The sequence below is a fragment of the Streptomyces sp. NPDC047108 genome, from assembly GCF_040643575.1.
Lineage (GTDB): Bacteria > Actinomycetota > Actinomycetes > Streptomycetales > Streptomycetaceae > Streptomyces.
Window position 1 is genome coordinate 160076 of sequence record NZ_JBEYUP010000011.1, and the last position, 21986, is coordinate 182061.

16 protein-coding genes and 1 pseudogene are annotated in these 21986 nt (G+C 71.2%); 6 read left to right on the top strand and 11 right to left on the bottom strand.

Going from position 1 to position 21986, the window contains the following annotated elements; genetic code table 11:
• Positions 1-7: 7 nt before the first annotated feature.
• The 3 genes from ABZ822_RS22050 to ABZ822_RS22060 form a co-directional block, all read right to left on the bottom strand.
• A complete protein-coding gene (locus ABZ822_RS22050; RefSeq protein WP_360856664.1) occupies positions 8-1453 on the bottom strand; it encodes a glyceraldehyde-3-phosphate dehydrogenase in 1446 nt (481 codons plus the stop codon).
• A gap of 184 nt (positions 1454-1637) precedes the next feature.
• Entirely contained in the window at positions 1638-2027 is a 390-nt protein-coding gene (locus ABZ822_RS22055) for a nuclear transport factor 2 family protein (RefSeq protein ID WP_360856667.1), read from the bottom strand.
• Positions 2028-2262: 235 nt separating this feature from the next.
• Entirely contained in the window at positions 2263-3723 is a 1461-nt protein-coding gene (locus ABZ822_RS22060) for a hypothetical protein (protein ID WP_360856670.1), read from the bottom strand.
• A gap of 506 nt (positions 3724-4229) precedes the next feature.
• On the opposite strand from ABZ822_RS22060, the gene ABZ822_RS22065 reads away from it, so the two are divergent.
• Together ABZ822_RS22065 and ABZ822_RS22070 are read left to right on the top strand one after the other, a co-directional pair.
• The gene (locus ABZ822_RS22065; RefSeq protein ID WP_360856673.1) at positions 4230-4943 is read left to right on the top strand and encodes a hypothetical protein; all 714 of its coding nucleotides are present in this window, start codon (positions 4230-4232) and stop codon (positions 4941-4943) included.
• Positions 4944-5210: 267 nt separating this feature from the next.
• On the top strand, positions 5211-5633 hold the full coding sequence (locus tag ABZ822_RS22070; protein ID WP_360856676.1) for a DUF779 domain-containing protein: 423 nt from the start codon (positions 5211-5213) through the stop codon (positions 5631-5633).
• A 7-nt stretch (positions 5634-5640) separates the two neighbouring features.
• Here ABZ822_RS22070 and ABZ822_RS22075 read toward each other — a convergent pair whose 3' ends face one another.
• From ABZ822_RS22075 to ABZ822_RS22110, 8 genes and pseudogenes are all read right to left on the bottom strand, one after another.
• A complete protein-coding gene (locus ABZ822_RS22075) occupies positions 5641-7173 on the bottom strand; it encodes a hypothetical protein (protein WP_360856770.1) in 1533 nt (510 codons plus the stop codon).
• A gap of 193 nt (positions 7174-7366) precedes the next feature.
• The gene (locus ABZ822_RS22080) at positions 7367-7561 is read right to left on the bottom strand and encodes a hypothetical protein (protein WP_360856678.1); all 195 of its coding nucleotides are present in this window, start codon (positions 7559-7561) and stop codon (positions 7367-7369) included.
• A 116-nt stretch (positions 7562-7677) separates the two neighbouring features.
• Positions 7678-8555 (bottom strand): annotated as a pseudogene (locus ABZ822_RS22085) (phosphatidylinositol-specific phospholipase C/glycerophosphodiester phosphodiesterase family protein).
• Positions 8556-8807: 252 nt separating this feature from the next.
• A complete protein-coding gene (locus ABZ822_RS22090; protein WP_360856681.1) occupies positions 8808-9995 on the bottom strand; it encodes an acyl-CoA dehydrogenase family protein in 1188 nt (395 codons plus the stop codon).
• Positions 9992-11200, bottom strand: coding sequence for an acyl-CoA dehydrogenase family protein (locus ABZ822_RS22095; protein WP_360856684.1), 1209 nt, complete (start codon positions 11198-11200; stop codon positions 9992-9994). Before ABZ822_RS22095 ends, ABZ822_RS22090 begins: the two co-directional genes overlap by 4 nt.
• Before the next feature lie 27 nt (positions 11201-11227).
• Positions 11228-12211 carry an NADPH:quinone oxidoreductase family protein gene (locus tag ABZ822_RS22100; protein WP_360856688.1) on the bottom strand — a complete coding sequence of 328 codons (984 nt, stop codon included), beginning with the start codon at positions 12209-12211 and terminating at the stop codon, positions 11228-11230.
• Positions 12212-12423: 212 nt separating this feature from the next.
• Positions 12424-13749 (bottom strand): M64 family metallopeptidase, encoded by a 1326-nt coding sequence (locus tag ABZ822_RS22105; RefSeq protein ID WP_360856691.1) that lies wholly within the window; start codon positions 13747-13749, stop codon positions 12424-12426.
• A 186-nt stretch (positions 13750-13935) separates the two neighbouring features.
• On the bottom strand, positions 13936-15264 hold the full coding sequence (locus ABZ822_RS22110) for an alpha/beta fold hydrolase (protein WP_360856694.1): 1329 nt from the start codon (positions 15262-15264) through the stop codon (positions 13936-13938).
• 179 nt (positions 15265-15443) lie between these two features.
• On the opposite strand from ABZ822_RS22110, the gene ABZ822_RS22115 reads away from it, so the two are divergent.
• The 4 genes from ABZ822_RS22115 (at position 15444) to ABZ822_RS22130 (ending at position 21912) form a co-directional block, all read left to right on the top strand.
• Positions 15444-16823, top strand: a complete 1380-nt coding sequence (locus tag ABZ822_RS22115) for a helix-turn-helix transcriptional regulator (protein ID WP_360856697.1) — start codon at positions 15444-15446, stop codon at positions 16821-16823.
• A gap of 385 nt (positions 16824-17208) precedes the next feature.
• A complete protein-coding gene (locus ABZ822_RS22120) occupies positions 17209-18606 on the top strand; it encodes a family 2B encapsulin nanocompartment shell protein (RefSeq protein ID WP_360856700.1) in 1398 nt (465 codons plus the stop codon).
• A gap of 307 nt (positions 18607-18913) precedes the next feature.
• Positions 18914-20332, top strand: coding sequence for a family 2B encapsulin nanocompartment shell protein (locus ABZ822_RS22125; RefSeq protein ID WP_360856703.1), 1419 nt, complete (start codon positions 18914-18916; stop codon positions 20330-20332).
• Positions 20333-20769: 437 nt separating this feature from the next.
• Positions 20770-21912, top strand: a complete 1143-nt coding sequence (locus ABZ822_RS22130) for an extracellular solute-binding protein (RefSeq protein ID WP_360856706.1) — start codon at positions 20770-20772, stop codon at positions 21910-21912.
• Positions 21913-21986 lie beyond the last annotated feature (74 nt).

The window sequence follows — 21986 nt, forward strand, 5'->3', positions numbered from 1 at the left end:
CGGACGATCAGCTGACCGGTGCCGGGTACGTGGGGTACTCCACCCCGGAGATGTGCTGGACGACGCGGATGACCTGGCAGGAGTAGCCGAACTCGTTGTCGTACCAGAGGTAGAGGATCGCGTTGTCGCCGTCGACCTTGGTCGCGCCGGCGTCGACGATCGAGGCGTGGCGCGAGCCGATGAAGTCGCTGGAGACCGCGTCGGGCGCCGTGGTGAAGTCGATCTGGCGCTTCAAAGGCGAGGTCAGCGAGACGTCGCGGAGGTGGTCGAGGACCTCCTGACGCGTGGTCTCGCGGCCCAGCCGCAGGCTGAGGATCGCGATCGAGACGTCCGGCACCGGGACGCGGATCGAGCTTCCGGTGATCGGCGCGGTGAGATCGGGCAGCGCCTTGGCGACGGCCGAGGCGGCGCCGGTCTCGGTGATGACCATGTTGAGCGGCGCGGAGCGGCCACGGCGATCGGCCTTGTGGTAATTGTCCAGCAGATTCTGGTCGTTGGTGAACGAGTGGACGGTCTCCACGTGGCCGCGCAGGACGCCGTACTCGTCCGCCATCGCCTTCAGCGGCGGGACGATCGCGTTGGTGGTGCAGGACGCGCAGGACAGGATCTGCTCGTCCGGCTTGATCGTGTCGTGGTTGACGCCGTGCACGATGTTGGGGACGTCGCCCTTGCCCGGGGCGGTCAGGACGACCTTGTCGACACCGGGGCGCAGATGCGTGGACAGGCCCTCGCGGTCGCGCCACTTGCCGGTGTTGTCGATGAGGATGGCGTCCTTGATGCCGTACGCGGTGTAGTCGACCTCGGACGGGTCGTTCGCGTAGATCACCTTGATCTCGTTGCCGTTGGCGATGATCGTGCTGTTCGCCTCGTCGACGGTGATCGTGCCCTGGAACTGGCCGTGGATGGAGTCGCGGCGCAGCAGCGAGGCGCGCTTGACGATGTCCTGCTCGCCGCCGCGGCGCACGACGATGGCGCGCAGCCGCAGGCCGTTGCCGGAGCCGGCCTTCTCGATGAGGAGGCGGGCGACGAGGCGGCCGATGCGGCCGAAGCCGTAGAGGACGACGTCGCGCGGCTCGCGGCGCTCGATCTTGTTGGTGCCCGTGGCGCCGGCGACGGCCTCGGCGGTGAACTCCTCCACCGAGAGGCCGCGGTCGTCGGTGCGGTAGGTCTCGGCGAGCAGACCGAGATCGATCTGGGACGGGCCGAGATCGAGCGAGGTCAGGGCCTGGAGGAACGGAAGAGTGTCGGTGACCGAGAGCTCCACTCCGGCGATCTGCCGGGCGAAGCGGTGGGTCTTGAGGATGCTGACCACCGACTTGTTCACCAAGGAGCGGCTGTGCAGCAGGACGGTGATGTCCCGCTCGCGGTGCAGCTTCCCGATGATCGGGATCATCGACTCCGCGATCTCTTCGCGGTTCTTCCAGTTGGTGAACGAGTCGTCGTTGACAGTCACAGTTTTTCTTTCGAGCTAGGCGGTGCTCAAATGCTAACGTCCCGGCATTTTGATCATGCAGGCGGTGCCGCCCGAACCGGACACCGCCATCGCGCGCCCTGGCCTGACCAGGGCGCGCGAGAGCCGACAAGAGCGCCGAAAGCATACACTTGGGCTATTTGTCCCTGCGACTCCCGCCCTCACCTCACTGGAAGAACGCACTCATTCCCGGCACATCCGACAGATAGCTGTCGATGGCGGTGACCTTGCCCTCACTCATGGTCAGCACGGTCGCCAGGTGCTCGTCGAGGGTGCGTCCGTCGCCCGCGGTGGCGGTGTTGCGCAGGATCAGGGCGACCCCGTGTCCGCCGGTGAGCACATGGAGGAGTTCGGTACGGATCCCCCGGCCCGCGATCTCCCGCGCCCTGCCGACCGCGGCCGCCGCACCCTCGGCGGTGCCGGAGATCGTCCCGTCGCCGGGCATGCTCCAGACGATGTCCGGGGCGAACAGGGACGCCAGGGTGTCCCAGTCCCGGTCGCGGAATGCCGCCAGGAACTCCGCCGCGAGTTCCGCCCTGTCCTTGTCGCCGCTCATGCCGCTGCCTCTCCGGGATGACGTGGGGTGGTGTCGTGCCCTCAGGAGCCGTTGTCCTGAGGGCAGTTCGACGCTACGCCGTCCGGCGGGGGCATCGGCGCCCTCAGCCTGGTGGTGTTCGTACGGGGATAACGCCTGTCGGCAACGGCGGCCCGGGCCTGGAGGGCGGAACGACGGCCCGGGCCTGGGGTCGACGGCCCGGGCCTGGGGTCGGCGGCCCGGGCCGCGGCGGCGGTCAGGCTCGGGCCGGGATCCGGCCTTCGGCGATGGGCCACTCGCGCGTCACGACCGGGAAGACGATGCGCTTCGACGGCCGGATGCCGATGATCGCGAACGGCAGCCGCGCGTACAGCGAACTCTCCAACGTCACCCCGCCGTACAGCTTCCAGGCCCCGCGCCTGCGGACACCCGCCCCCGGCACCAGTTCGGGGTGTTCGGCCGTCGCCCGCAGGTAGGGGCCGAAGAACGCGTCGACGCCCACCGTGTCGTAGAGGCTGATGCCGGCCTCGGGTCCCAGCATGGTCCGCAGCTCTCCCTCGCCGGAGATCCTGGACCGGCCGCCCGGGAGGGTCCTGCCGTCGGCGTGGGTGTCGGGCTTCCAGCCCGTCGCCTTGGTGTAGCGGGTACCGACCTTCATCGTCCCGCCCGCGGCCTGCTGGACGTCCACCTGCATACGGCCGTCCGCGCGCACCTCCAGGACCAGGGTCAGCTTCAGGGCGACGACGACCGGCACGGGGCCGACCATGATCACGGGATAGGCCGCGAGCACGGCGAGCGGGATACGGGGCGCGATCCGGGGTGCGGCGACCGGCCCCTTGACGCGCCAACCCGCCGAGTAGTCCCCAGCGAGCCTGACCGAGGCCGTCGCGTCCGCCGGGTCGGACGATCCGTGCCCGTCGTAGGCGAACGCCACCTCGGGCGCCATCTCCAGGAAGCCGCCGATCTCGGTCTCACGCTCCAGGCCCGGTTTGCCGCCGACCATGGGCAGTTCGGTGTCGAAGTCGAGCCGCAGCTTCCGGTCCCCGCCCGCACGCCCCGACCGGCCGGGCGGCGCGGGATTCCCCGACACCTTCCCGGACCCGCGCTTCAGCGCGTCGGGGGCGTTCTTCGAGACGCCGTCCACCAGCCCCCGGGCGACGTCGATCCCCTTGGCCAGCGGGTCGACCTTCCATGCCGAGGGAGACACCGGCACCGTGCCCTCGGCCTTCGCGCCGCCGAAGACCTCGGCGAGAGTCGCCCGGGACGTGCGGACCTCGGTCTTCCCGCCGCCACCGGACCGGGCCTCCTCGACCTTCACGAGCGCGCCCGCGGGGGCCGCCTTCGTGGGCGGGCTGGCGATCACATCGCCCTTGCGGACATCGGCTCCGCCGGTACCGGCGCCACGGGGCCCGCGGGTGAGGACCGCCCGCCCGGCCTTCGCGTCGTACGAGGAGAGCGTGACGTCCCGGTCCGTGAGGGTGCCGGGGCGGCCGCGGTCCGAGGGGCGGCTGACCCGGGCGGATTCGGCCCCGCCCGGGGTGACGGACAGGTCGGCGGCGCCTCCCGCGCCTCCGCCCGCCGGGAGATCGCCCGGACCGGCCGTTCCGGCCTTCTGCGCGGTGCCGGCCGCCTGCGGGGGCGCGGTGCCGCAGCCCGTGACGAGCAGGGCGGATATGCAGACCAGGGGGAGCCAGGCGGGGCCAGTAACCCGCTTCACGTGGAACCTCTTCGCTTGCGCGGGCACTCGGCCCGGGGGACGGATCGCGACGGATGCTACTGAGCATCCGGAGGTCCAAGTCGCCCGACCGACCGGCATGTTGAGCCGCGCCTTCCGCCCCGCAGCCGCACACCCCGCCCGGAGCAGGGATCTTCGCGTACGAGGGGGTACGGCGGATGTGACGGAGATCGCGTGCCGACGGGGCACCCGTACCGGATGGTGAGACGCCTGGGCCGGACATCCGTCCATCGGCGGTACGAGCCGGCGCCGTTGAGGTCCGCTGCCGAACCGTCCGGTCGGTTCGTAACCTCGAACCATGGCACACCGGGGGCAGTTGACAACAGTTACTGTTGCGTAATTCAACTACAACTTTACTAAGTCTTGGTGTAGTTGGGGGTCTTGCTTACGACAACCTCATCGCACGGCGTACCCCCGTTCGTCCGGACATCCGGACGGAACCCCCTCGGGGCGTACTCCACCATGCACAGCGAGAGGCACGACATCACATGACCAACACCCGCGCGGTGAACCGCGCGCTGCGGTACGGCGGAAGGTCCGTGGCCCTGGCGGCCGCGGCCCTCGGACTTGTGGCCGCCACCCCCCTCCCCGCCTCGGCCGACGAGGGCCCCACCCGCGAGCAGATCCTCGCGGACTGCGAATCCGGCGAAGGCAAGTGCAGCTTCAACGAGCCCGTGCTCGGCGAGGCGTACCTGGGCGACTTCCGCCCGGTCTCGGACTCGCTCTACAACTGCACGTCCTCCGACGCCACCCAGTCGATGACGTGGTCCGACACGGTGAGTTCGACCGATTCCGCCGGCGCCACCGTCACGGTCGGCGGCACGATAGCCAAGCTCATCAACGTCAGCGTCTCGGCCACGTACAACCACACATGGACCGAGACCCACACCGAGACCAGCGCGGTCAACATGACCGTCCAGCCGGGAGAGGTCGGCTGGATCTCGCGCGCGCAGGTGATGCAGAAGGTCTCCGGCACCTGGCAGACCCACTACGACGACCCGAAGTGGGACCACTACTACTGGTTCGTGGACGACACGATCACCGGCCCCGCGCCGAACGGCACCGACGGGCAGAAGAACGCCGTCGTGGTCAAGTCCCGCAAGATGACGGCGTCGGAGAAGAAGAGCTGTGACTCGGCGTCCGCCGCATCGGCGAAGGGCGCACCGGTCAACGGCAAGATCTTCCTCACCGGCGCGAGCTGAACCGACCCCTTCGCGCCGGTGCGCACCGGCCGGCCCTGCGGAGCTCGCAATCGCAGGGACGGCACGGCGGGGAGGCCGCGGTCCGTACGGGCCGCGGCCTTTCGGTGCGTCCGCGGCCTTTCGGTGCGTCCGCGGACGTCCCGGCCGAGGGTCGCGTGACGCCACCCCCGTACGCCCGCCCGCCCCCGTGCAACCTCCCCGCAACGTGCCTCGTGCTGCACTGGCCCCGCACTCCGCCCGTTTCCCGCACCCGACGAGAGGAACGCGATGGCCTCCGAACCGCGCGTCGAGCTGACCCCCGCGGCCGCCGACCTCGTACGGCGGCTGCGGGCGGTCCACGGGCCGCTGATGTTCCACCAGTCGGGCGGTTGCTGCGACGGCAGTGCGCCGATGTGCTACCCGGCGGGCGAGTTCCGCACCGGCGCGTCCGATGTGCTGCTGGCCGACCTGGCCGTCGACGGGGTCGCGGAGACCGTGTCCTTCTGGATGTCCGCGAGCCAGTACGAGCGCTGGAGTCACACCCGGCTGATCGTGGACGTCGTGGAGGGCCGGGGCAGCGGATTCTCGCTCGAAGCCCCCGAGGGTGTGCGCTTCCTCATCCGCTCCCGCCTGCTGCGGCCCGCCACGTCGTACGCGTCCGGGGCCACCGATCCCGGCCCGCCGGTTTCCGGCGGCCCCTCAGCACACTGACGGACCGTCACGACGACGCGTCCCCGTCCCGTACGGCCACCAGGCCGCCGAGCACCCCGACGTAGGCGGTGCCGTCCGGACCGATGGTCACCGGCGCCCAGTTGCTGTCGTAGAGCGCACCGGTCCCGGTGAGCTTCTTCCACCGGGTCCTGCCGGTACGGAAGTCCAGCGCGGTGAGATACCAGGCGTCGACGCCGAGACGTTCGGGCTCCTTGGTGTAGAGGTACACCAGCCCGTTGGCCGTGGAGAGTTTGGGAACGGTGGACGGTGAACGCTCCTTGCTCTCCCACACCGTGTCGCAGCCGCTGCCGTCCGCGCGGATGTCGATCCGCGTGACACCGCCCACGACGCTGCGGCCGAAGGTGAGTGACATCGGGTTCTCGTAACCGTAGTTGTTCTCCACGATCAGGCTGTTGCCGTGGGAGATCAGCGAGTTGTCGGTGGTGGACTCCCCGGATCCGAAGACCGGGACCTTGCACAAGAGGCGTTCGGCGTCCGGTACGTCCGCGCCGCGCCGGTACACGAGCACGTGCATGCGGTCGTCGGCGTTGTCCGTGATCGCGACGTGGTCCTCGCCCAGCAGATCGGGGGTGGTGCCCGAACCCTGGCTCAGGGAACCGGGTTTGGTGCCCGTACCGCGGTCGTAGGTCTGCCGCCACAGGGCTTCCGGAGTGCCGTCCTCACCGGCGCGGAAGTGGTAGAGCGCGTGGTCGGAGACGATCGAGACGCCGTCTTCCGCGACCGAGAAGGAGTTCTGGATCTCCTCGCCCTTCAGCCGGATCGAGCGTACGTTGTCGGTGTCCGGGTCGACGGTCCCGATACGCCCCTGCCGGGTCACCCACCAGATCCGCCCGTCCCAGTCCGGCATGACGGAGGTCACCGGATCGCACTCGCCCTTGGGGGAGGGACGCCCCAGGCCGGCGCAGTCGTGCGGCAGACGGTCCGTCAGGTCCCAGTCGTCCTCCACGCGGAACCGCCAGGTGCCGTCCGGCTTCCGCTCGTGCGCGATCCGCAGGATGTGCTGACGCGGATCGCCCAGGACGACCCGGTCCTCGTGGTCGAGGTAGAAGTAGGCACCCCCGGAGGTGTCCTTGAAGATCCGTGTCCAGTCGAGCCGGCTGATCGCCTCGACGGTGGACGGCCGCTGCCCGAGGTCGTACGCGGCGAGCGTGTCGAGGGTCCTGGGATCCAGCAGCTTCAGTTCGAAGCCCTTGATGCTGCCGCACACCGTGAGCAGCCGTCCGCCGGAGTCGAAAGTGACCGTCACGCACTCCCCGCCGAGCGCCGCCATCTTCTCGCTCGTCACCCCGGGATTCCGGCCGAGGGGCCCGGAGTACGGGTACGTGCCGCTGCCCGCTCCGTCCGCGTGCATGCCGCTGCGGCCGTTGGACGCGAGGTACGGATGCTGCTCGGGTGCGTCACCCGGCACCGGACGGGCGGTGGCCGGGGATCCCGTGTAGTCGTCGACGAGCCGGTGACCGGGCGCCCGCGGGATCGGATCCGCGGACGAGGGCACGGCGGTCAGGGCCACGGAGCCCATCAGCGCGCAGGCGATGACGGTGCAGGTCAGCGAACGTGCCCTGGTTCCACGGGACATGGCGCGCACAGTAGGGCGGGATGCGTGCACTGTCCATGCAAAGAAGCGGGCGACTCAGGGCCGTTGGCGTGCGGGCGGGCCCGCCCGCACGTCACCGCGCCGGGTCCCCGGCCATGCCGGGCCGGGGACCCGGCTGTCAGGGACGGACGCTGCTGACGACGTCCGCCGTCGCCGCGATGCCGTCCGAGAGGGTCGGGGCCAGGCTCGACCCGGCCAGGCAGAAGCCGAGCAGCATGCAGACCAGGGCATGCGTGAACTTCAGTGAGCCGCTGCGCACGAACACGACGATCAGGATGATGAGCAGCAGGATGGCTGAGATCGAAATGGCCATGGCGAGACGAACCTCCTCGGCCGCGCGGGCGGTGCGGCGATCGGCCCAAAGTGTGTCGTATCGCGCGCTCCGCCCCGGCTGTCCCGTCGTCCTCCGATGGGGTGATTGACTCCCTGTCACCATCCGGCAGGGTCATGGGCGCTGAGAAATCGTTCCAGTCCCGCCAGGTCGTCGGTGTTGAGGTGATCGACGCCCGCTGCGAGGAGTTCACGCCAGACCGCGGTACGAGCCGGTCCTTCCGTGTCCGGCGTCCCCCAGAACCGCAGGCGCTGCCGCTCCGCGTGAGCGGCCGAGACCATGGTGTGCAGGGCCGCGCGCTCCTCGGGCGGCATGGGCCCCTGTCCCTGCCAGGTGAAGCTCTGCGTCCAGTTGGCGCTCACGAGGGGGATGAAGGAGGCCGGAACACCCGTGCCCAGGTCGTCGAGACGGCCGTCGTAGAACGCGTACCGCAGATGCTGCGCCTCCATGGGGGCGCGCGCGGCACGGTCGCCGGAGACGACCGGGGTGACGGCGCGTGTGCGGACCATGGAACCGGTCGCGGAGCTGAGCATGGAGCGGTAGCGGCGCAGGACGCGGTGGAGTTCGCGGTACGTCGCCTCGCCGGTGTTCTTGATGTCGACGAGGAGCTGGAGCGGGATCCGGTGGCCGCGGTACACCCAGCCGTGGTGGGCCCGGACCCTGGCGAGCAGCGGCTCCAGATAGAGCGATTCCAGGGTGCGGTCCGGCGACAGGTCGTCGATGTCGTGCCCGACGAGAAGCCGTCCGTCGATCAGCCAGATGTCGGCCTCGACACTGGTGAAGCGGTGGGCGAGCGCGTCGGCGAGCGGTCGGGGTGCTCGTAGTCGTTGTGCGCGTGGGCCCGGGGCAACGGCGGGGGTTCGTGAGGGTTTCGGGCGGTGGGGGCGGACGCCCTTGCGCGGGCGGGCGACGCGAGACCGGCGGCCATGGTGGCGCCGAACGTGGCGACGACGGATCGGCGTGACGGAAGGGGCACGGTGTCTCCCGGAGGACGGGCCGCGCGGTGGTGTGACGGTGCGCGGCGGGCAGGGGTGCTCGGGCGGGCGTCGCGGGGGCGTGCGGGTGACATCCGGAGTATGCGGTCCAGAGCACCGCAACAAGCCTGACACGGCAGGGAGTTGGGCTTGCGGTGCCTGCGTGCCGGGGACGCGGAACGGCCACCGGTCCCGTCCCGTGGAGGGACGAGCCGGTGGCCGGTGTTCCGTACGATCCGCCCGTCGGCGCCGCGTCAGCCGGGCGGTGCGGGCAGATCCGCGGCCTCGGCGAGGCGGGACCGGTGGCGCCCCGGTGTCCCGAGGGCGATCTCCGCCGACTTCGCCCGCTTCAGATACAGATGGGCCGGGTGCTCCCAGGTCATGCCGATGCCGCCGTGGAGCTGTACGCACTCCTCCGCCGCGTGCACCGCGGTCGTCGCGCACGTGGCCTGGGCGACGGCGACCGCGACCGGCGCGTCGGGGTTGCCCTGAGCCAGGCAGTCCGCCGCGTACCGGGCGGCGGCGCGCGCCGAGACGATCTCCAGCCAGAGCCGGGCGAGCCGGTGCTTGAGCGCCTGGAACGATCCGACGGGGCGGTTGAACTGGTGCCGCTCGCCGGTGTGGCGGACGGTCTCGGCCAAACACCATTCGGCCAGGCCCAGTTGCTCGGAGGCGAGGAGCCCGGCACCAGCGAGCAGCGCCCGTTCGACGGCGGCGCCCGCGGCGTCCGGCCCCGCGAGACGCCGCGCCCGCACCCCGGCGAGCGTCACCTCGGCGACCGGGCGGGTCGCGTCGAGGGACACCTGGGGCGCGACGGTGACGCCGGGCTCGGTGGTCTCGACGGCGTGCAGCCCGTACCCGTCGGGGCCTTCGGCCGGTACGAGGAGGACATCGGCACCGGCCACGCCCGCCACACCGGACGCCCTGCCCTCCAGCGTGCCGTCCGATGCGAGGCGCACGGTGATCGCCGGTGTCGCACCGGGGGCGGTGGAGAGCGGTACGACGAACGCGCCGGTGATCGCGCCCGAGGCGATGCCGGCCAGCAGTTCGGTGACGTCGGCGGAGTCCGTGCCGCAGCCCAGGAGCGCTTCGACGGCGAGCACCGCGCTCGTCAGATACGGCACCGGGGCGGCGCTGCGGCCGAGTTCCTCGAGGACGACGGCGGCCTCGCGTGCGGTGGCCCCCTGTCCGCCCAGTTTCTCCGGGACGAGGAGCCCGGCCGTTCCCATGTCCGCGGCGAGGGCGCGCCAGAGGTCCGCGTCATACGGCCGGCCGCTCTCGGTCCCCGCGATGACGGCGGCCGGATCGCAGCGGTCGGTGAGCAGGGACCGTACGGCGGCGCGCAGATCGTTCTCGGCCTCGGAGTACAGCAGGTCCGCGGCGGCCGCGGCCGGCGCCCCGGTGCCGGTCTCGGCCGCGGTGCCCGTCTCGGTTCCGGTCATCGGGCGAGCTCCTTCCACGGGAGGTACTTGTCGGTGCGCGGCTCCGGCGGCAGTCCGAGGACGCGTTCGGCGACGATGTTGAGCAGCACCTCGGACGTGCCGCCCTCGATGGAGTTGCCCTTGGCGCGGAGGTAGCGGTACCCGGCGTCGCGCCCCGCGAAGTCGACGATCTCCGGGCGGCGCAGGGTCCAGTCGTCGTACAACAGGCCCTCCTCGCCCAGGAGTTCCACCTCCAGGCCGCTGATCTCCTGGTTGAGGCGGGCGAAGGCGAGCTTCATGGCCGAGCCCTCGGGTCCTGGCTGGCCCGCGACGAGCTGCTGCCGGAGCCGCTCTCCCGCGAGCCGCGCCGCCTCCGCCTCGGTCCACAGCCCCAGCAGCCGCTGGTGCAGGTCGTGGGTGCGCAGTTCGGGCCGCTCGCGCCAGGTGCGGGCCAGGATCCCGATGAGGCCGCCCTCGCGGGGCACGCGGCCGCCGCCGATGGCCACGCGCTCGTTCATCAGCGTGGTCTGGGCGACCCGCCAGCCGTCGCCGATCTCGCCGAGCCGGTGGCTGTCGGGGATGCGTACGCCCGAGAGGAAGACCTCGTTGAACTCGGCCTCGCCGGTGATCTGGCGCAGCGGCCGCACCTCGACGCCCGGGTCGGTCATGTCGCAGAGGAAGTAGGTGATGCCGCGGTGCTTGGGCACGTCCGGGTCGGTCCGGGCGATGAGGATGGCCCAGCGGGCGACGTGGGCGCTGGAGGTCCACACCTTCTGCCCGTCGATCACCCAGTCTCCCCCGCCGTCCCGTACGGCCCGGGTGGCGAGCGCCGCGAGGTCCGATCCGGCGCCGGGCTCGCTGAAGAGCTGGCACCACACCTCCTCGCCCAGCCACAGCGGGCGCAGGAAGCGCCGCTTCTGCTCGTCGGTGCCGTAGCGGAGGATGGTCGGGGCGGCCATGCCGAGGCCGATGCCGATGCGTTGCGGGTCGTTGTCGGGTGCGCCGGCGGCCTCCAACTCGGCGTCCACGACGGCCTGGAGGGCACGCGGGGCGTCGAGGCCGCCGAGCCCCTCCGGGTAGTGCACCCAGGCCAGGCCCGCGTCGAAGCGGGCCTGCAGGAAGGCGGCGGGGTCGGTGGTGGCGGGGTCGTGCGCGGCGAGCAGACCGGCGACCCGGCGGCGCAGCGCGTCCGCGTCGGGTGCCGTCGTGGCCTCGGTACGGGCCATGGAACAGCTCCTTCCGGTGGGTGCGGGTCAGGCGGGAACGACGACGACGCGTCCGGTGGTGGTGCCGTCGGCGACGCGCTGCACGGCGTCGGCCGCCGCGTCCAGGCCCACGCGCTCGCTGATCAGCGGCTTGATCGCGCCCTGTTCCGCGAGCTTGGTCAGCTCCTCGTGGCAGGCGCGGACGGCGTCCGGGTCCTTGGTGTTGTAGAGGCCCCAGTGCAGGCCCACGATCGCGTAGTTCTTCACCAGCGCGTGGTTGAGCGCGGGTGTCGGGATGGCCCCGCTCGCGAACCCGACGACCAGGACCCGGCCCTCGAAGGCGATGCACTTGACGGACTTGGCGTACGCGTCGCCGCCCACCGGGTCGTAGACCACATCCGCGCCCCGGCCGCCGGTCGCGTCCTTCACGGCGGCCACGATGTCGTCCGTCCGCCGGTCGACGACCAGGTCGCAGCCCAGCTCGCGGGCGACGCGCGCCTTGTCCGGGCCGCCGACGACGCCGATGACCGTAGCGCCGGCGGCCTTGCCGAGCTGGACGGCGGCGCTGCCGACTCCGCCCGCCGCCGCGTGCACCAGCAGGGTCTCCCCTGCCTGGAGCCGGGCCCTGCGGTGGAGCCCGAACCAGCCGGTCTGGTAGCCGATGTGCAGGGCGGCCGCCTCGGCGTCGTCGAGTGCCGGCGGCGCGGGTGCCACGGCCACGGCGTCGGCGACCGCGTACTCGGCGAACCCGCCCGCGGGGAGCGGAGGCTGGGCCAGGACGCGGTCTCCGACCGAGGTGTCCGTGCCCTCCCCTGCGGCGACGACCTCGCCGCAGATCTCGACGCCCGGGGTGAACGGCAGGGGCGGCCGGATCTGGTAGTGGCCGCGGCAGAGCAGCGCGTCCGGGAAGTTGATGTTGGCGGCGCGGACGCGCAGGAGGAGCTGCCCGGGCCCGGCGACCGGGTCGGGCACCTCGTCGAGGCGCATCACCGCGCGCGGCTCGCCGTTCTCGTGGACTCGCCATGCCTTCATCCGTGGGCCTCCGCAAGCGTGGACAGGTTCCGCGTCCGTCGCATACTAAGCGGTCGCTCGGCTGAAGGGGAACAGTCCCCGGGAGCGTTTCTCGCCACCCCGTTCACGCCGCCCCCGCACGCCCCCGCACGCCTCCGCATGCCCCCGGGAACGCCGGACGCCGGGGCGGGCCTCACGGCCGCCCCGGCGTCGGGAGAGCGGAACGTTCCGGGTCAGCGCCCTACGGTCCAGCTCAGCGAGCCCTTCAGCAGGGACCGCAGTGCCGGGTCGCGCACGGCGCGGTTGGGGTCGGACGCGGTGGCGGTGAGCCGGTGGGTGCGGTGATCGCGCTGCTGCACGAGCGCGCCGACCTTCACCGTGAGGTCGCCGCGCGCACCCTTCACCTCCCTGCCGTCGACGTACCAGCGCAGGGCGACGGGCCGCTCGGCGCCGGACAGCTTCGGCAGCCGTACGGTGACGCTGTCGGACCGGGCCAGCACGCGCTTGGTGCTGGTCTCGCTGGACAGCGGCTTCGCGTGCCGGTAGAAGCCCGCGATCATCGCCTCGCGGCCGACGACGTTGAACTCCCGTCCCAGGGTGCGCATGATCGAGTTCTCACTGGGCCGGTACAGGCCGCGCGGGTAGTACCCGGCTCCCTCGAAGGCGCCGATCGTGCCGCCGTCGGGCGTCGCCGCGCCCAGCCAGCGGTACCACTTGGCCTGCTGGTCGTAGAGCTCGTTCGCGGTGTACGTGCTGGTGTTGAGGTCGGCGGGCTCGGCCCCGGTCCAGTCGCCGTACTCGTCGTAGAAGTACTCGTCGGCGAGCTTGCCGAGGGAGTGGCCGGTCTCGTGCACGGCGACCTGGCCGGACTGGTCGTTGCCGCCGGACACCGTGGCGATGCCGTCGTAGCCGGGCTGGGAGACGACGTCGTTGTAGCCCGCGCCGCCGTACTTGGTGCTGTTGGAGACCACGACGACGAGGTCCGCCTCGGGGGCCTTGGCCGCGTAGCTCTCCACCTTGCCGGTGTCGACGCACAGCAGGCGCTCGATGTCGTCGCACCAGAAGTACGAGCTGAGGGCGGTGTTCCGGACGACGTCCTTGGTCGGGTCGCCGGAGACGCCGGACTCCTGGGAGACGGCGTCGACCGCCCAGACGTTGAAGAGGTCCTGGTAGGTGGTGTACGGCTCGACGCCGGTGATCTCCTGCCACTTCTCCTTGGCGTCGGTGTGGAACTGCGCGAGTTCGCCTTCGGTGTAGCCGTCGCCGATCACCACGACGTCGAGCTTGTCCGCGGTGGAGCCGTTCTCGACGATCGGGGTCACGTCACCGTCACCCTCGACGTTCCCGGCCTCACGGTCGAGGCGTTCGGGGGCGGCCACGGGGACCTCGGTGTGGCGGGGGTGGCCTTTCGGCGAGGTGAAGTACTCGACGTGGTGGGTCTTCCGGTCCCGCGGGGACGGCGCGGCCGCCCCGGAGTCCGAGGCGGCCGCGAAGGGTGCGGCGGCGAGAAGGCCGGCCAGGACGATGCCGGCGCCGAAGCCGGCTCTGGGTATGTGCACTGCGTTCCTCCCGGTGGGATCCCGGTGGGGGTGGACGAAGCCGATTAAGCGCGCGGGTAAACGCGCTTAATCAGCCAGTCAACGTAGAGGGCCGGGAGGGGCAGGGCAATACACGTGCCGGGACTCGTTGCTGAAAAAGCGTCAGCTCGTGGTCGCGGACGGCCCGGGCCGTCGGGTCGGGGCGGCTCAGACCTCGTCGCGGGCGAGCGCGAGCAGCCGGTCGACGACGCGGGTGCCGCCGGTGCGCACCCCGTCGTGCTCGAACTCGTCGGTGACCCACGTGCGCAGGCCGCCGATCGTGCGCGCGGTCTCCAGGGCATGGCCGGTGTCGACGTACATGTCGTCGTGGTACACGGCCGCGGCGACCGGGACCCGGTTCGCGGCGAGGCGGCCGGCGTCGTACAGCCGGGGCCAGCCCTTACGGGCGGCCAGCAGCTCGCCGGTCTCCCGCAGCGGTCGCAGAGCCGGGTCCGCCTCCAGCATCCACGGGTAGATCATCTCGCCCGTGAACAGGACGGGTTCACCCCGCTCCAGCGCTCGGCCCGCGTCGAACTGCGGGAACTCCGCCCGGACGCGCTCGGCCGCCCACTCCGTGGCCGAACCGTCCTGCGCGTAACAGGCCTCGTGCAGCAGGGCGTAGAGCGGATTGGTCGCGTACGAGAGGACGGACCTGGCCCCTTCGAGGAAGGCGTCCGACAGGGCCGGTCCCGCGACCGTCGGCACGAAGGCGTGCTCGAGGAGATAGTGCAGGCGGTGGGAGCCGCCCGTGGAGCCGAGCTGGTGGCCGAGCGCCTGGAAGCCTTCGACCGTCAGGCGGTGGCCGCCGGGGAGTTCGGCCGGGTGCTCGCGCAGATGGGCGGCGATGGTGCGTGCGGTCTCCACGTCCTGCGGGTAGCGGGCGTAGTGGGCGCGGGTCTTCCGCTCGACGCGCGGGTACGCGGCGCGGTAGACGTCGTCGGCCGTCGCGTCGAGCGCGGGCAGACCGCCGGTGACGAGCACGGTGTCCAGGGCCTCGGGGGCGGCGGAGAGGTAGTGCACCGCGCAGAATCCGCCGAAGCTCTGGCCGAGTACGGTCCACGGTGCGCCGCCGGTCAGCCGCGGCCTGATCCACTCGCAGTCCTTCACGATGGCGTCGGCGCGGAAGTGGCTGAGGTAGTCGGCCTGCTCCTGCGGACCGCCGCGCAGCGGGAGCGTACGGCGGTCGGCCGGGGTGGAGCGGCCGGTGCCCCGCTGGTCCAGGAGCAGGACCCGGTACTCCTCGACGGCCCGGCTGATCCAGTCCGTGGCCCCGACCGGCCGCCGGGCGCCGCATCCGGGGCCGCCCTCCAGATAGACCAGCCAGGGCAGTTCCTTCGTCTCCTTGCCCGGCGCGACGGCTTCGCGGGCGAAGATCTCGATCGTCTCCCCGCCGGGGTCGGTGTGGTCCAGAGGCACCTCGAAGCGGTGGTCGGTGAGGACGAGGCCGGGCTGTCGGTAGCTGGTCAAGAGCACTCCTGTCGGTTCGGTCCCACCCATGGCCATTAAGGGCATACTTAACTAGCCTTAACTACGGGATCAAGCCGCGGGTCCGCCAACCTGGCCGGCGCGAGGGCACGGTTCCGGGCGCGAGAGCGCCGACGGGCGGACGAACCGATGGACGGCACTGCGGTGGAGCGGGGTCCGGGCCGGAGGTGCGATCGAAGGGGCACGGACCGATGGCGACCAGCAGGACGGCCGGAAGCCAGGAGCGTACGCCGGACACGGACGGGATCGGGCGCCGTGTCCAGCGGCTCCGTGCCGAACGCGGCCTGACCCAGCGCCAGTTGGCCGAACCCGAGTACACCGCCGCGTACATCTCGACCCTGGAGTCGGGCCGGGTCCGGCCGTCGGAGACCGCGCTGCGCCACCTCGCCGCGCGGCTGGGTGTCAGCGTCGACGAGCTGTCGACCGGCCGCCCCGGCCACGTAGCCACCGAACTGCGGGTACGGCTCACCGACGCCCGGCAGCTGCTCGCCGCCGGAGAAGCGGCGGACGCGGCGGAGCTGCTGCGCGAGACGCTGGCCTCCGCCGAGGAGCACGGATTCGAGGGGGAACGCGCCGACGCGCTGATCGCGCTCGGCGACTGCGCGCTGGACCTCGGCGAACTCACCGAGGCCCGGGAGAGCTTCGAGGAGGCCGAGCGGCAGCTCGCCGGGGAGCCGCTGACCCGGCGGGTCGCGGCCGTCCGCGGGAGAGCCGTGGCCCATCTCCTCGCGGGCGAACTGCGCTACTCCTGCTATCTGCTGGAGTCCGCGATCGACGAGCTGAACCGGAGCGGGCTGCACGACCCCGACGCGCTCGTGCTGCTGCACAGCGCCGCCATCGCCCCGTACATGGACATGGGCGCGTACGCGCGGGCCGCCCAGAGCGCCGAACTGGCACTCTCCCTCGCACCGTCCGTCAACGATCCGGCGCTGGTGGCCCGCATGCACCGGGGCGTGGCACGCGCCATGATCGCGGAAGGGCGGTCGGCCGAGGCCGAGGCGTCGCTGGCCAAGGCGCAGGAGCTGTACCGGCAGCTCCACATCCGGACGGAACTCGCCCACTGCCACTGGATGCGCGGGTACGTGCGGGCCCAGGACAGCGACCTGATGGGCGCCGAGGCGGAGCTGCGCACCGCGCGGGACATGCTGGCGGGGCGCGCGCAGCTCTTCGCCGCCCAGGTCGAGGTGGAACTGGCCGACGTGCTGCGGCGGCTCGGCCGCCGCCAGGAGGCCGCCGACCTGCTGTCGGGCACGCTCGACGCGCTCGGCGCGGCGCTCGGGCCGGAGCGCGGGGCGGTGCACGCGGCCGCCGCCCACCGGCTGCTGGGGCTGATCGCCGAGGAGGACGGGGCGGGCGAGGACGCCGAACTGCACTACTGCCAGGCGCTGTCGCTGCTCGAGCACTCGGGCGCGGCGGGGGACCTGGCCGACATCTGCCGGCTGCTGGGGGATCTGCTGCGCCGGGAGGGCCGGATCGAGGCGGCGCTCGACGCGTACAGGACGGGTCTCGGACACCGCGCGGCGCCCGGCACGACGACGCTGGGGCCCGGTCCCTCGCAGCCGGACTACTGACGGGACTCCCGCGGAGGGCGCGTGCGCTGGTGCGCGGACGCCGGTGCTGGTGCGCGGGCGCCGGTGCTGGTGCGCGGGTGCTGATGCGCGGGCGCGGGTGCTGTTGCGAGGGCGCGGGTCCTGTTGCGAGGGCGCGGGTCCTGTTGCGAGGACGCGGCAGCGGGTCGCCGTGCCGCCCGCCCGCCCGCCCGGGAACGACGGTTTCCCCGGACGCCTCCTCCCCTTCGCCGAACCCCTTGATTTCCTGCCAACTCCCGTGTCAACCACACTCATTTGAGCGATTCCAAAGATCCTTTGCGCGCTGATACTTTCCCTCTCGGTGGCGGTGAATTCCGCACCGTATTTCCTCCGCACAGAGATGGGTGGCGTCCTTATGACCTTGCCGGTGGAGTCCGCTTCTGCCGCAGAGACGGGTCAGCCGCAGCAAAGCCTGGGAACGGCCGCTGCGCGCAATCTGGCGACAACGACCAAGTCCGCCCCTCAGATGCAGGGCGTCACCTCCCGGTGGCTGCTCCGCCTGCTGCCCTGGGTCGACGTACCCGGCGGCGCGTACCGGGTGAACCGCCGCCTCACCCACACCCTCGGGGACGGCCGCATCGAGTTCGTCACGACGGGCGCCGAGGTCCGGGTCATCCCGGCCGAGCTGGCCGAACTGCCGCTGTTGCGCGGCTTCGACGACGGTGCGGCGCTGGAGGCGCTGGCGTCCCGCTGCGTGCAGCGGGAGTTCGCGGCGGGCGAGGTGATCGCCGAGGCCGGCAGCCGCGCCGACCAGCTCTTTCTGATCGCTCACGGCAGAGCGACGCAACTGGCCCCGGGCAAGTACGACGGGACGGCGGTCGTGGGCGTGGTGGCCGACGGCGACCACGTGGGGGACCAGGCGCTGACGGCCGAGGCGGGCGTCTGGGACGTGACCCTCAAGGCCGCCACCGCCTGCACCGTCCTGGCCCTGCCGCGCTCGGCGTTCGACGAGGTCATGGCGGCGTCCGAGGCGCTGCGCGCACATGTCACCCGCGCCGCGGCCGTCCCGCGGCAGCGCGGGAACAGCCATGGTGAGGCCGAGATCGACCTGGCCTCGGGACACACGGGAGAGCCGGCGCTCGGCGGCACCTTCGTGGACTACGAACTGTCCCCGCGGGAGTACGAGCTGAGCGTCGCGCAGACCGTGCTCCGGGTGCACAGCCGCGTCGCCGACCTCTACAACGACCCCATGAACCAGGTGGAGGAGCAACTGCGGCTGACCGTCGAGGCCCTGCGCGAACGCCAGGAGCACGAGATGGTCAACAACCGCGCCTTCGGGCTCCTCCACAACGCCGACCTGGGGCAGCGCATCCGTACCCGCACGGGACCGCCCACACCCGACGACCTCGACGAACTGCTGTCCACCGTCTGGAAGGACCCGCACGTCATCCTCGCCCACCCCAAGGCCATCGCCGCCTTCGGCCGCGAGTGCAGCCGCCGCGGGGTCCACCCGGACACCGTCGACCACCACGGCCACGCGATCCCGGCCTGGCGCGGGGTGCCGGTCTTTCCCTGCAACAAGATTCCCGTGACCGCGGAGCGCACCACCTCGATCATGGTGATGCGGACGGGTGAGGCCGAACGCGGAGTGGTCGGTCTGCATCGCACAGGCATCGAGGACGAATACCGACCAAGCCTTTCGGTCCGCTTCATGGGCGTCAACGAAAAGGCGGTCCTCTCCTATCTCGTCAGCGCCTACTATTCCGCGGCGGTTCTCGTCCCGGACGCGCTGGGAATTCTCGAGGACGTCGAGATCGGGCACTGACGCCCGTTCCACGGCCAGGCGCGTCAATTTCCTGTCGGACGCGACCTGTATCCGATCGGACGCGTCGTTTTCCGGCCGTACGCGTCGACGCTCCGGCCGTACGCGTCCGTTTCGACGACCGGGCGCGCGCCCGGTGCGCCGTTCATGTCATGCGGGGCATGCCGCGGGCCGTCCCGACGACCGCGCCTGCGCGATCCCCCCTCCGCACGTCTCCTTCTGTCAGCCCCGCGGGGCTGCGCCTGTCCGCCGCACGCACACGATGCGGCTGGTATCGCATAGTTCGCATAGAAATGGGTGAAGTTCTCCGATGACCACGTCTGTGGAAACGACCGCCGCCGAGGGCGGGCAGCAGAGCCCGCAGCAGAGCCTCGCGACGGCCGCGGCACGGAATCTTGCGACCACGACCAAGTCCGTACCGCAGATGCAGGGGATCTCCTCCCGGTGGCTGCTGCGCATCCTGCCGTGGGTCGAGGTCACCGCGGGCACGTACCGGGTGAACCGGCGGCTCACGCACACGCTCGGGGACGGGCGCATCGAGTTCACGACCACGGGCGCCGAGGTCCGGGTGATCCCGGCCGAACTGCGGGAGATGCCGGCCCTGCGCGGGTTCGAGGACAGCGGGGGTCTCGCCGCGCTGGCCGACCGCTTCGTCCAGCGGGAGATCGCCGCGGGCGAGCCGATCGTCGAGGCCGGGAGCCCGGTCCTGGAGATCGTGCTGCTGGCCCACGGCAAGGCGGACAAACTGGGCACCGGCAAGTACGGGGACCGTACGGCGCTGGGGGTGCTCGCGGACGGCGACTACGTCGGTGACGGCCTGCTGAGCGGGGAGCGCGGCACCTGGCCGTTCACGGTCCGGGCGGTGACGTCGTGCACGGTGCTCGCCCTGCCGCGCGAGGCGCTCGACGAGGTGACGGGCCGGTCCGCGGCCCTGCGTACCCACCTCGACGCCTACCGTGCCGCCCCTCAGCTCCCGCAGAACAAGCACGGCGAGGCCGCGATCGAGCTCTCCTCGGGCCACTCCGGCGAACCGGATCTTCCGGGCACCTTCGTGGACTACGAACTGTCCCCGCGGGAGTACGAGCTGAGCGTCGCGCAGACCGTCCTCCGCGTGCACAGCCGCGTCGCCGACCTCTACAACAACCCCATGAACCAGGTGGAGGAACAGCTCCGGCTGACCGTCGAGGCCCTGCGCGAACGCCAGGAGCACGAGATGATCAACAACCGCGCGTTCGGGCTCCTCCACAACGCAGACCTCAAGCAGCGCATTCACACCCGCACCGGACCGCCCACCCCCGACGACCTCGACGAGCTGATCTCGCGGCGGCGCAAGACGCAGTACCTGCTCGCGCACCCGAGCACGATCGCGGCGTTCGGCCGGGAGTGCAACCGCCGCGGCCTCTACCCGCAGGGCGTGGAGTTCCAGGGGCAGCACGTCCGGGCCTGGCGGGGCATTCCGCTGCTGCCCTGCAACAAGATCCCCGTCACCGACCAGCGCACCAGCTCGATCCTGGCGCTGCGGACCGGCGAGGCCGACCAGGGTGTCGTGGGACTGCACCAGACGGGCATTCCGGACGAAATCCAGCCGGGTCTCAACGCCCGCTTCATGGGCATCAACGAGAAGGCGATCATTTCCTATCTGGTGACCGCGTACTTCTCGGCGGCCGTACTCGTCCCCGACGCGCTCGGCATTCTCGAAGATGTGGAGATCGGGCACCACGACGAATAGCCGTACGGGAAGCGGGAGTTGTGGCGGGCGGGTGCACTCCGCGAGGGGTGGCCCGCCCGCCGCGGCGTTCGCGGGTGCGACCGTGAAGCACAGCAACGTGACGAGGGGAAGGCTTCCGGCGTACGTCCGGAAAGAACTGGTAGATCCCTGTCAGTCGCTGCCATCTGCGGGAAGTTCGTCAGCACGTACTCATGACAAGGCAATCCCCACCCATAATACGGTTGGCTGGTCACGCCGAATTGCGCCGACCGGCTTCCACCGGTCTGGACCAATTCGGAGAGGAGTCCGCCGCGGGAGGCAGTACGGGGGACCGGACGCGTCCGGTTTCCGCCCGCCGCTCTCCCGGTGATGTTCGCCCGTTCTCCACGATCACCACACCGACAGCCGAGTTCATGCCCCAGACGACCAGACGGCCATCGCAACCGGGAGCTTCTGTGATGCACCAGCACGCCCGCGCCGGCGCCCTCCACTGCTGTCTCGCCCTCTCCCTCCTCGCCCTGACCGCCTGCGGTTCGTCCACTCCGACGGTCAACAGCGAGAACCTGCGCGTGGCGTCCTCCGTGGAAGATGCGGGCGGCATGGACGCGCTCATAGCCACGGCACAGAAGGAGGGCACGCTCAACGCGATCGCCCTCCCCCGCGACTGGGCGAACTACGGCGCCGTGATCGACGGCTTCTCCAACAAGTACGGCATCGAGGTCAAGGTCGCCCAGCCGGACGCCAGCAGCCAGGACGAGATCGACGCCGTCAAGCGCTACAAGGGCCAGCCCGAGGCCCCCGACGTGCTCGACATGGGGCGCTCGTTCGCGCAGTCGGCCGCCGAGCAGGGCCTGCTCGCCCCGTACAAGGTCAAGACGTACAAGAAGATCCCCGACGACCAGAAGGACCCGCTCGCCCGCTGGGCCAACAACTACGGCGGTTATGTCTCCATCGGCTGCGACGCCGCGGAGATCGAGGAGTGCCCGCAGACCTTCGACGACCTACGGAAGCCCGAATATCTCGGAAAGGTCTCGCTCAACGGAGAACCCACCAAAGCGGGCTCCGCGTTCGCCGGGGTGTACGCCGCCGCTCTCGCGAACAAAGGCTCTCTCGACGACATCGAGCCGGGTCTCGAATTCTTCGAGGATCTGTCGAAGTCCGAGATCTTCAATCCCGTGCAATCGACACCCGCCACCATCGAATCGGGCGAAACACCCATCTCCATCGACTGGGACTACCTCAACACCAGCTATGCCGACAACTTCCGCGAAAAAGGCATGGACTGGCAGGTGACCGTCCCGTCCGACGGAATCTACGCCGAGTACTACTCACAGGCGATCAACAAGGACGCACCGCACCCCGCGGCAGCCCGCCTCTGGCAGGAGTACGTCTTCAGCGAGGAGGGCCAGAATCTGCGGCTGGAGGGCTACGCGCGCCCGGTCCTGCTGGACTCCATGAAGAAGGACGGGACGCTGCACGAGATCGCCGCGGCATGGCTCCCCTCCGTCGACGGCACGCCGGAGTTCCCCTCGGAGGAGCAGTCCTCCAGAGCCAAGGAGATCGTCGCCAAGGGCTGGCGCAAGGCCGTCTCCCGCGACTGAGGCGGACCCGGAGTCTCCCGCGACCGACGCGGAGCCCGGGTGTCCTGCGGCTGACGCGGGCCCCGGAGCGCTTC

Bases quoted from the DNA above. Each gene is read 5' to 3' on its own strand.
- ABZ822_RS22055 (WP_360856667.1), bottom strand. From the start codon at position 2,027: ATGAGCGGCGACAAGGACAGGGCGGAACTCGCGGCGGAGTTCCTGGCG.
- ABZ822_RS22065 (WP_360856673.1), top strand. From the start codon at position 4,230: ATGACCAACACCCGCGCGGTGAACCGCGCGCTGCGGTACGGCGGAAGG.
- ABZ822_RS22070 (WP_360856676.1), top strand. From the start codon at position 5,211: ATGGCCTCCGAACCGCGCGTCGAGCTGACCCCCGCGGCCGCCGACCTC.
- ABZ822_RS22075 (WP_360856770.1), bottom strand. From the start codon at position 7,173: ATGGGCTCCGTGGCCCTGACCGCCGTGCCCTCGTCCGCGGATCCGATC.
- ABZ822_RS22080 (WP_360856678.1), bottom strand. From the start codon at position 7,561: ATGGCCATTTCGATCTCAGCCATCCTGCTGCTCATCATCCTGATCGTC.
- ABZ822_RS22090 (WP_360856681.1), bottom strand. From the start codon at position 9,995: ATGACCGGAACCGAGACGGGCACCGCGGCCGAGACCGGCACCGGGGCG.
- ABZ822_RS22095 (WP_360856684.1), bottom strand. From the start codon at position 11,200: ATGGCCCGTACCGAGGCCACGACGGCACCCGACGCGGACGCGCTGCGC.
- ABZ822_RS22100 (WP_360856688.1), bottom strand. From the start codon at position 12,211: ATGAAGGCATGGCGAGTCCACGAGAACGGCGAGCCGCGCGCGGTGATG.
- ABZ822_RS22110 (WP_360856694.1), bottom strand. From the start codon at position 15,264: ATGGGTGGGACCGAACCGACAGGAGTGCTCTTGACCAGCTACCGACAG.
- ABZ822_RS22115 (WP_360856697.1), top strand. From the start codon at position 15,444: ATGGCGACCAGCAGGACGGCCGGAAGCCAGGAGCGTACGCCGGACACG.
- ABZ822_RS22125 (WP_360856703.1), top strand. From the start codon at position 18,914: ATGACCACGTCTGTGGAAACGACCGCCGCCGAGGGCGGGCAGCAGAGC.
- ABZ822_RS22130 (WP_360856706.1), top strand. From the start codon at position 20,770: ATGCACCAGCACGCCCGCGCCGGCGCCCTCCACTGCTGTCTCGCCCTC.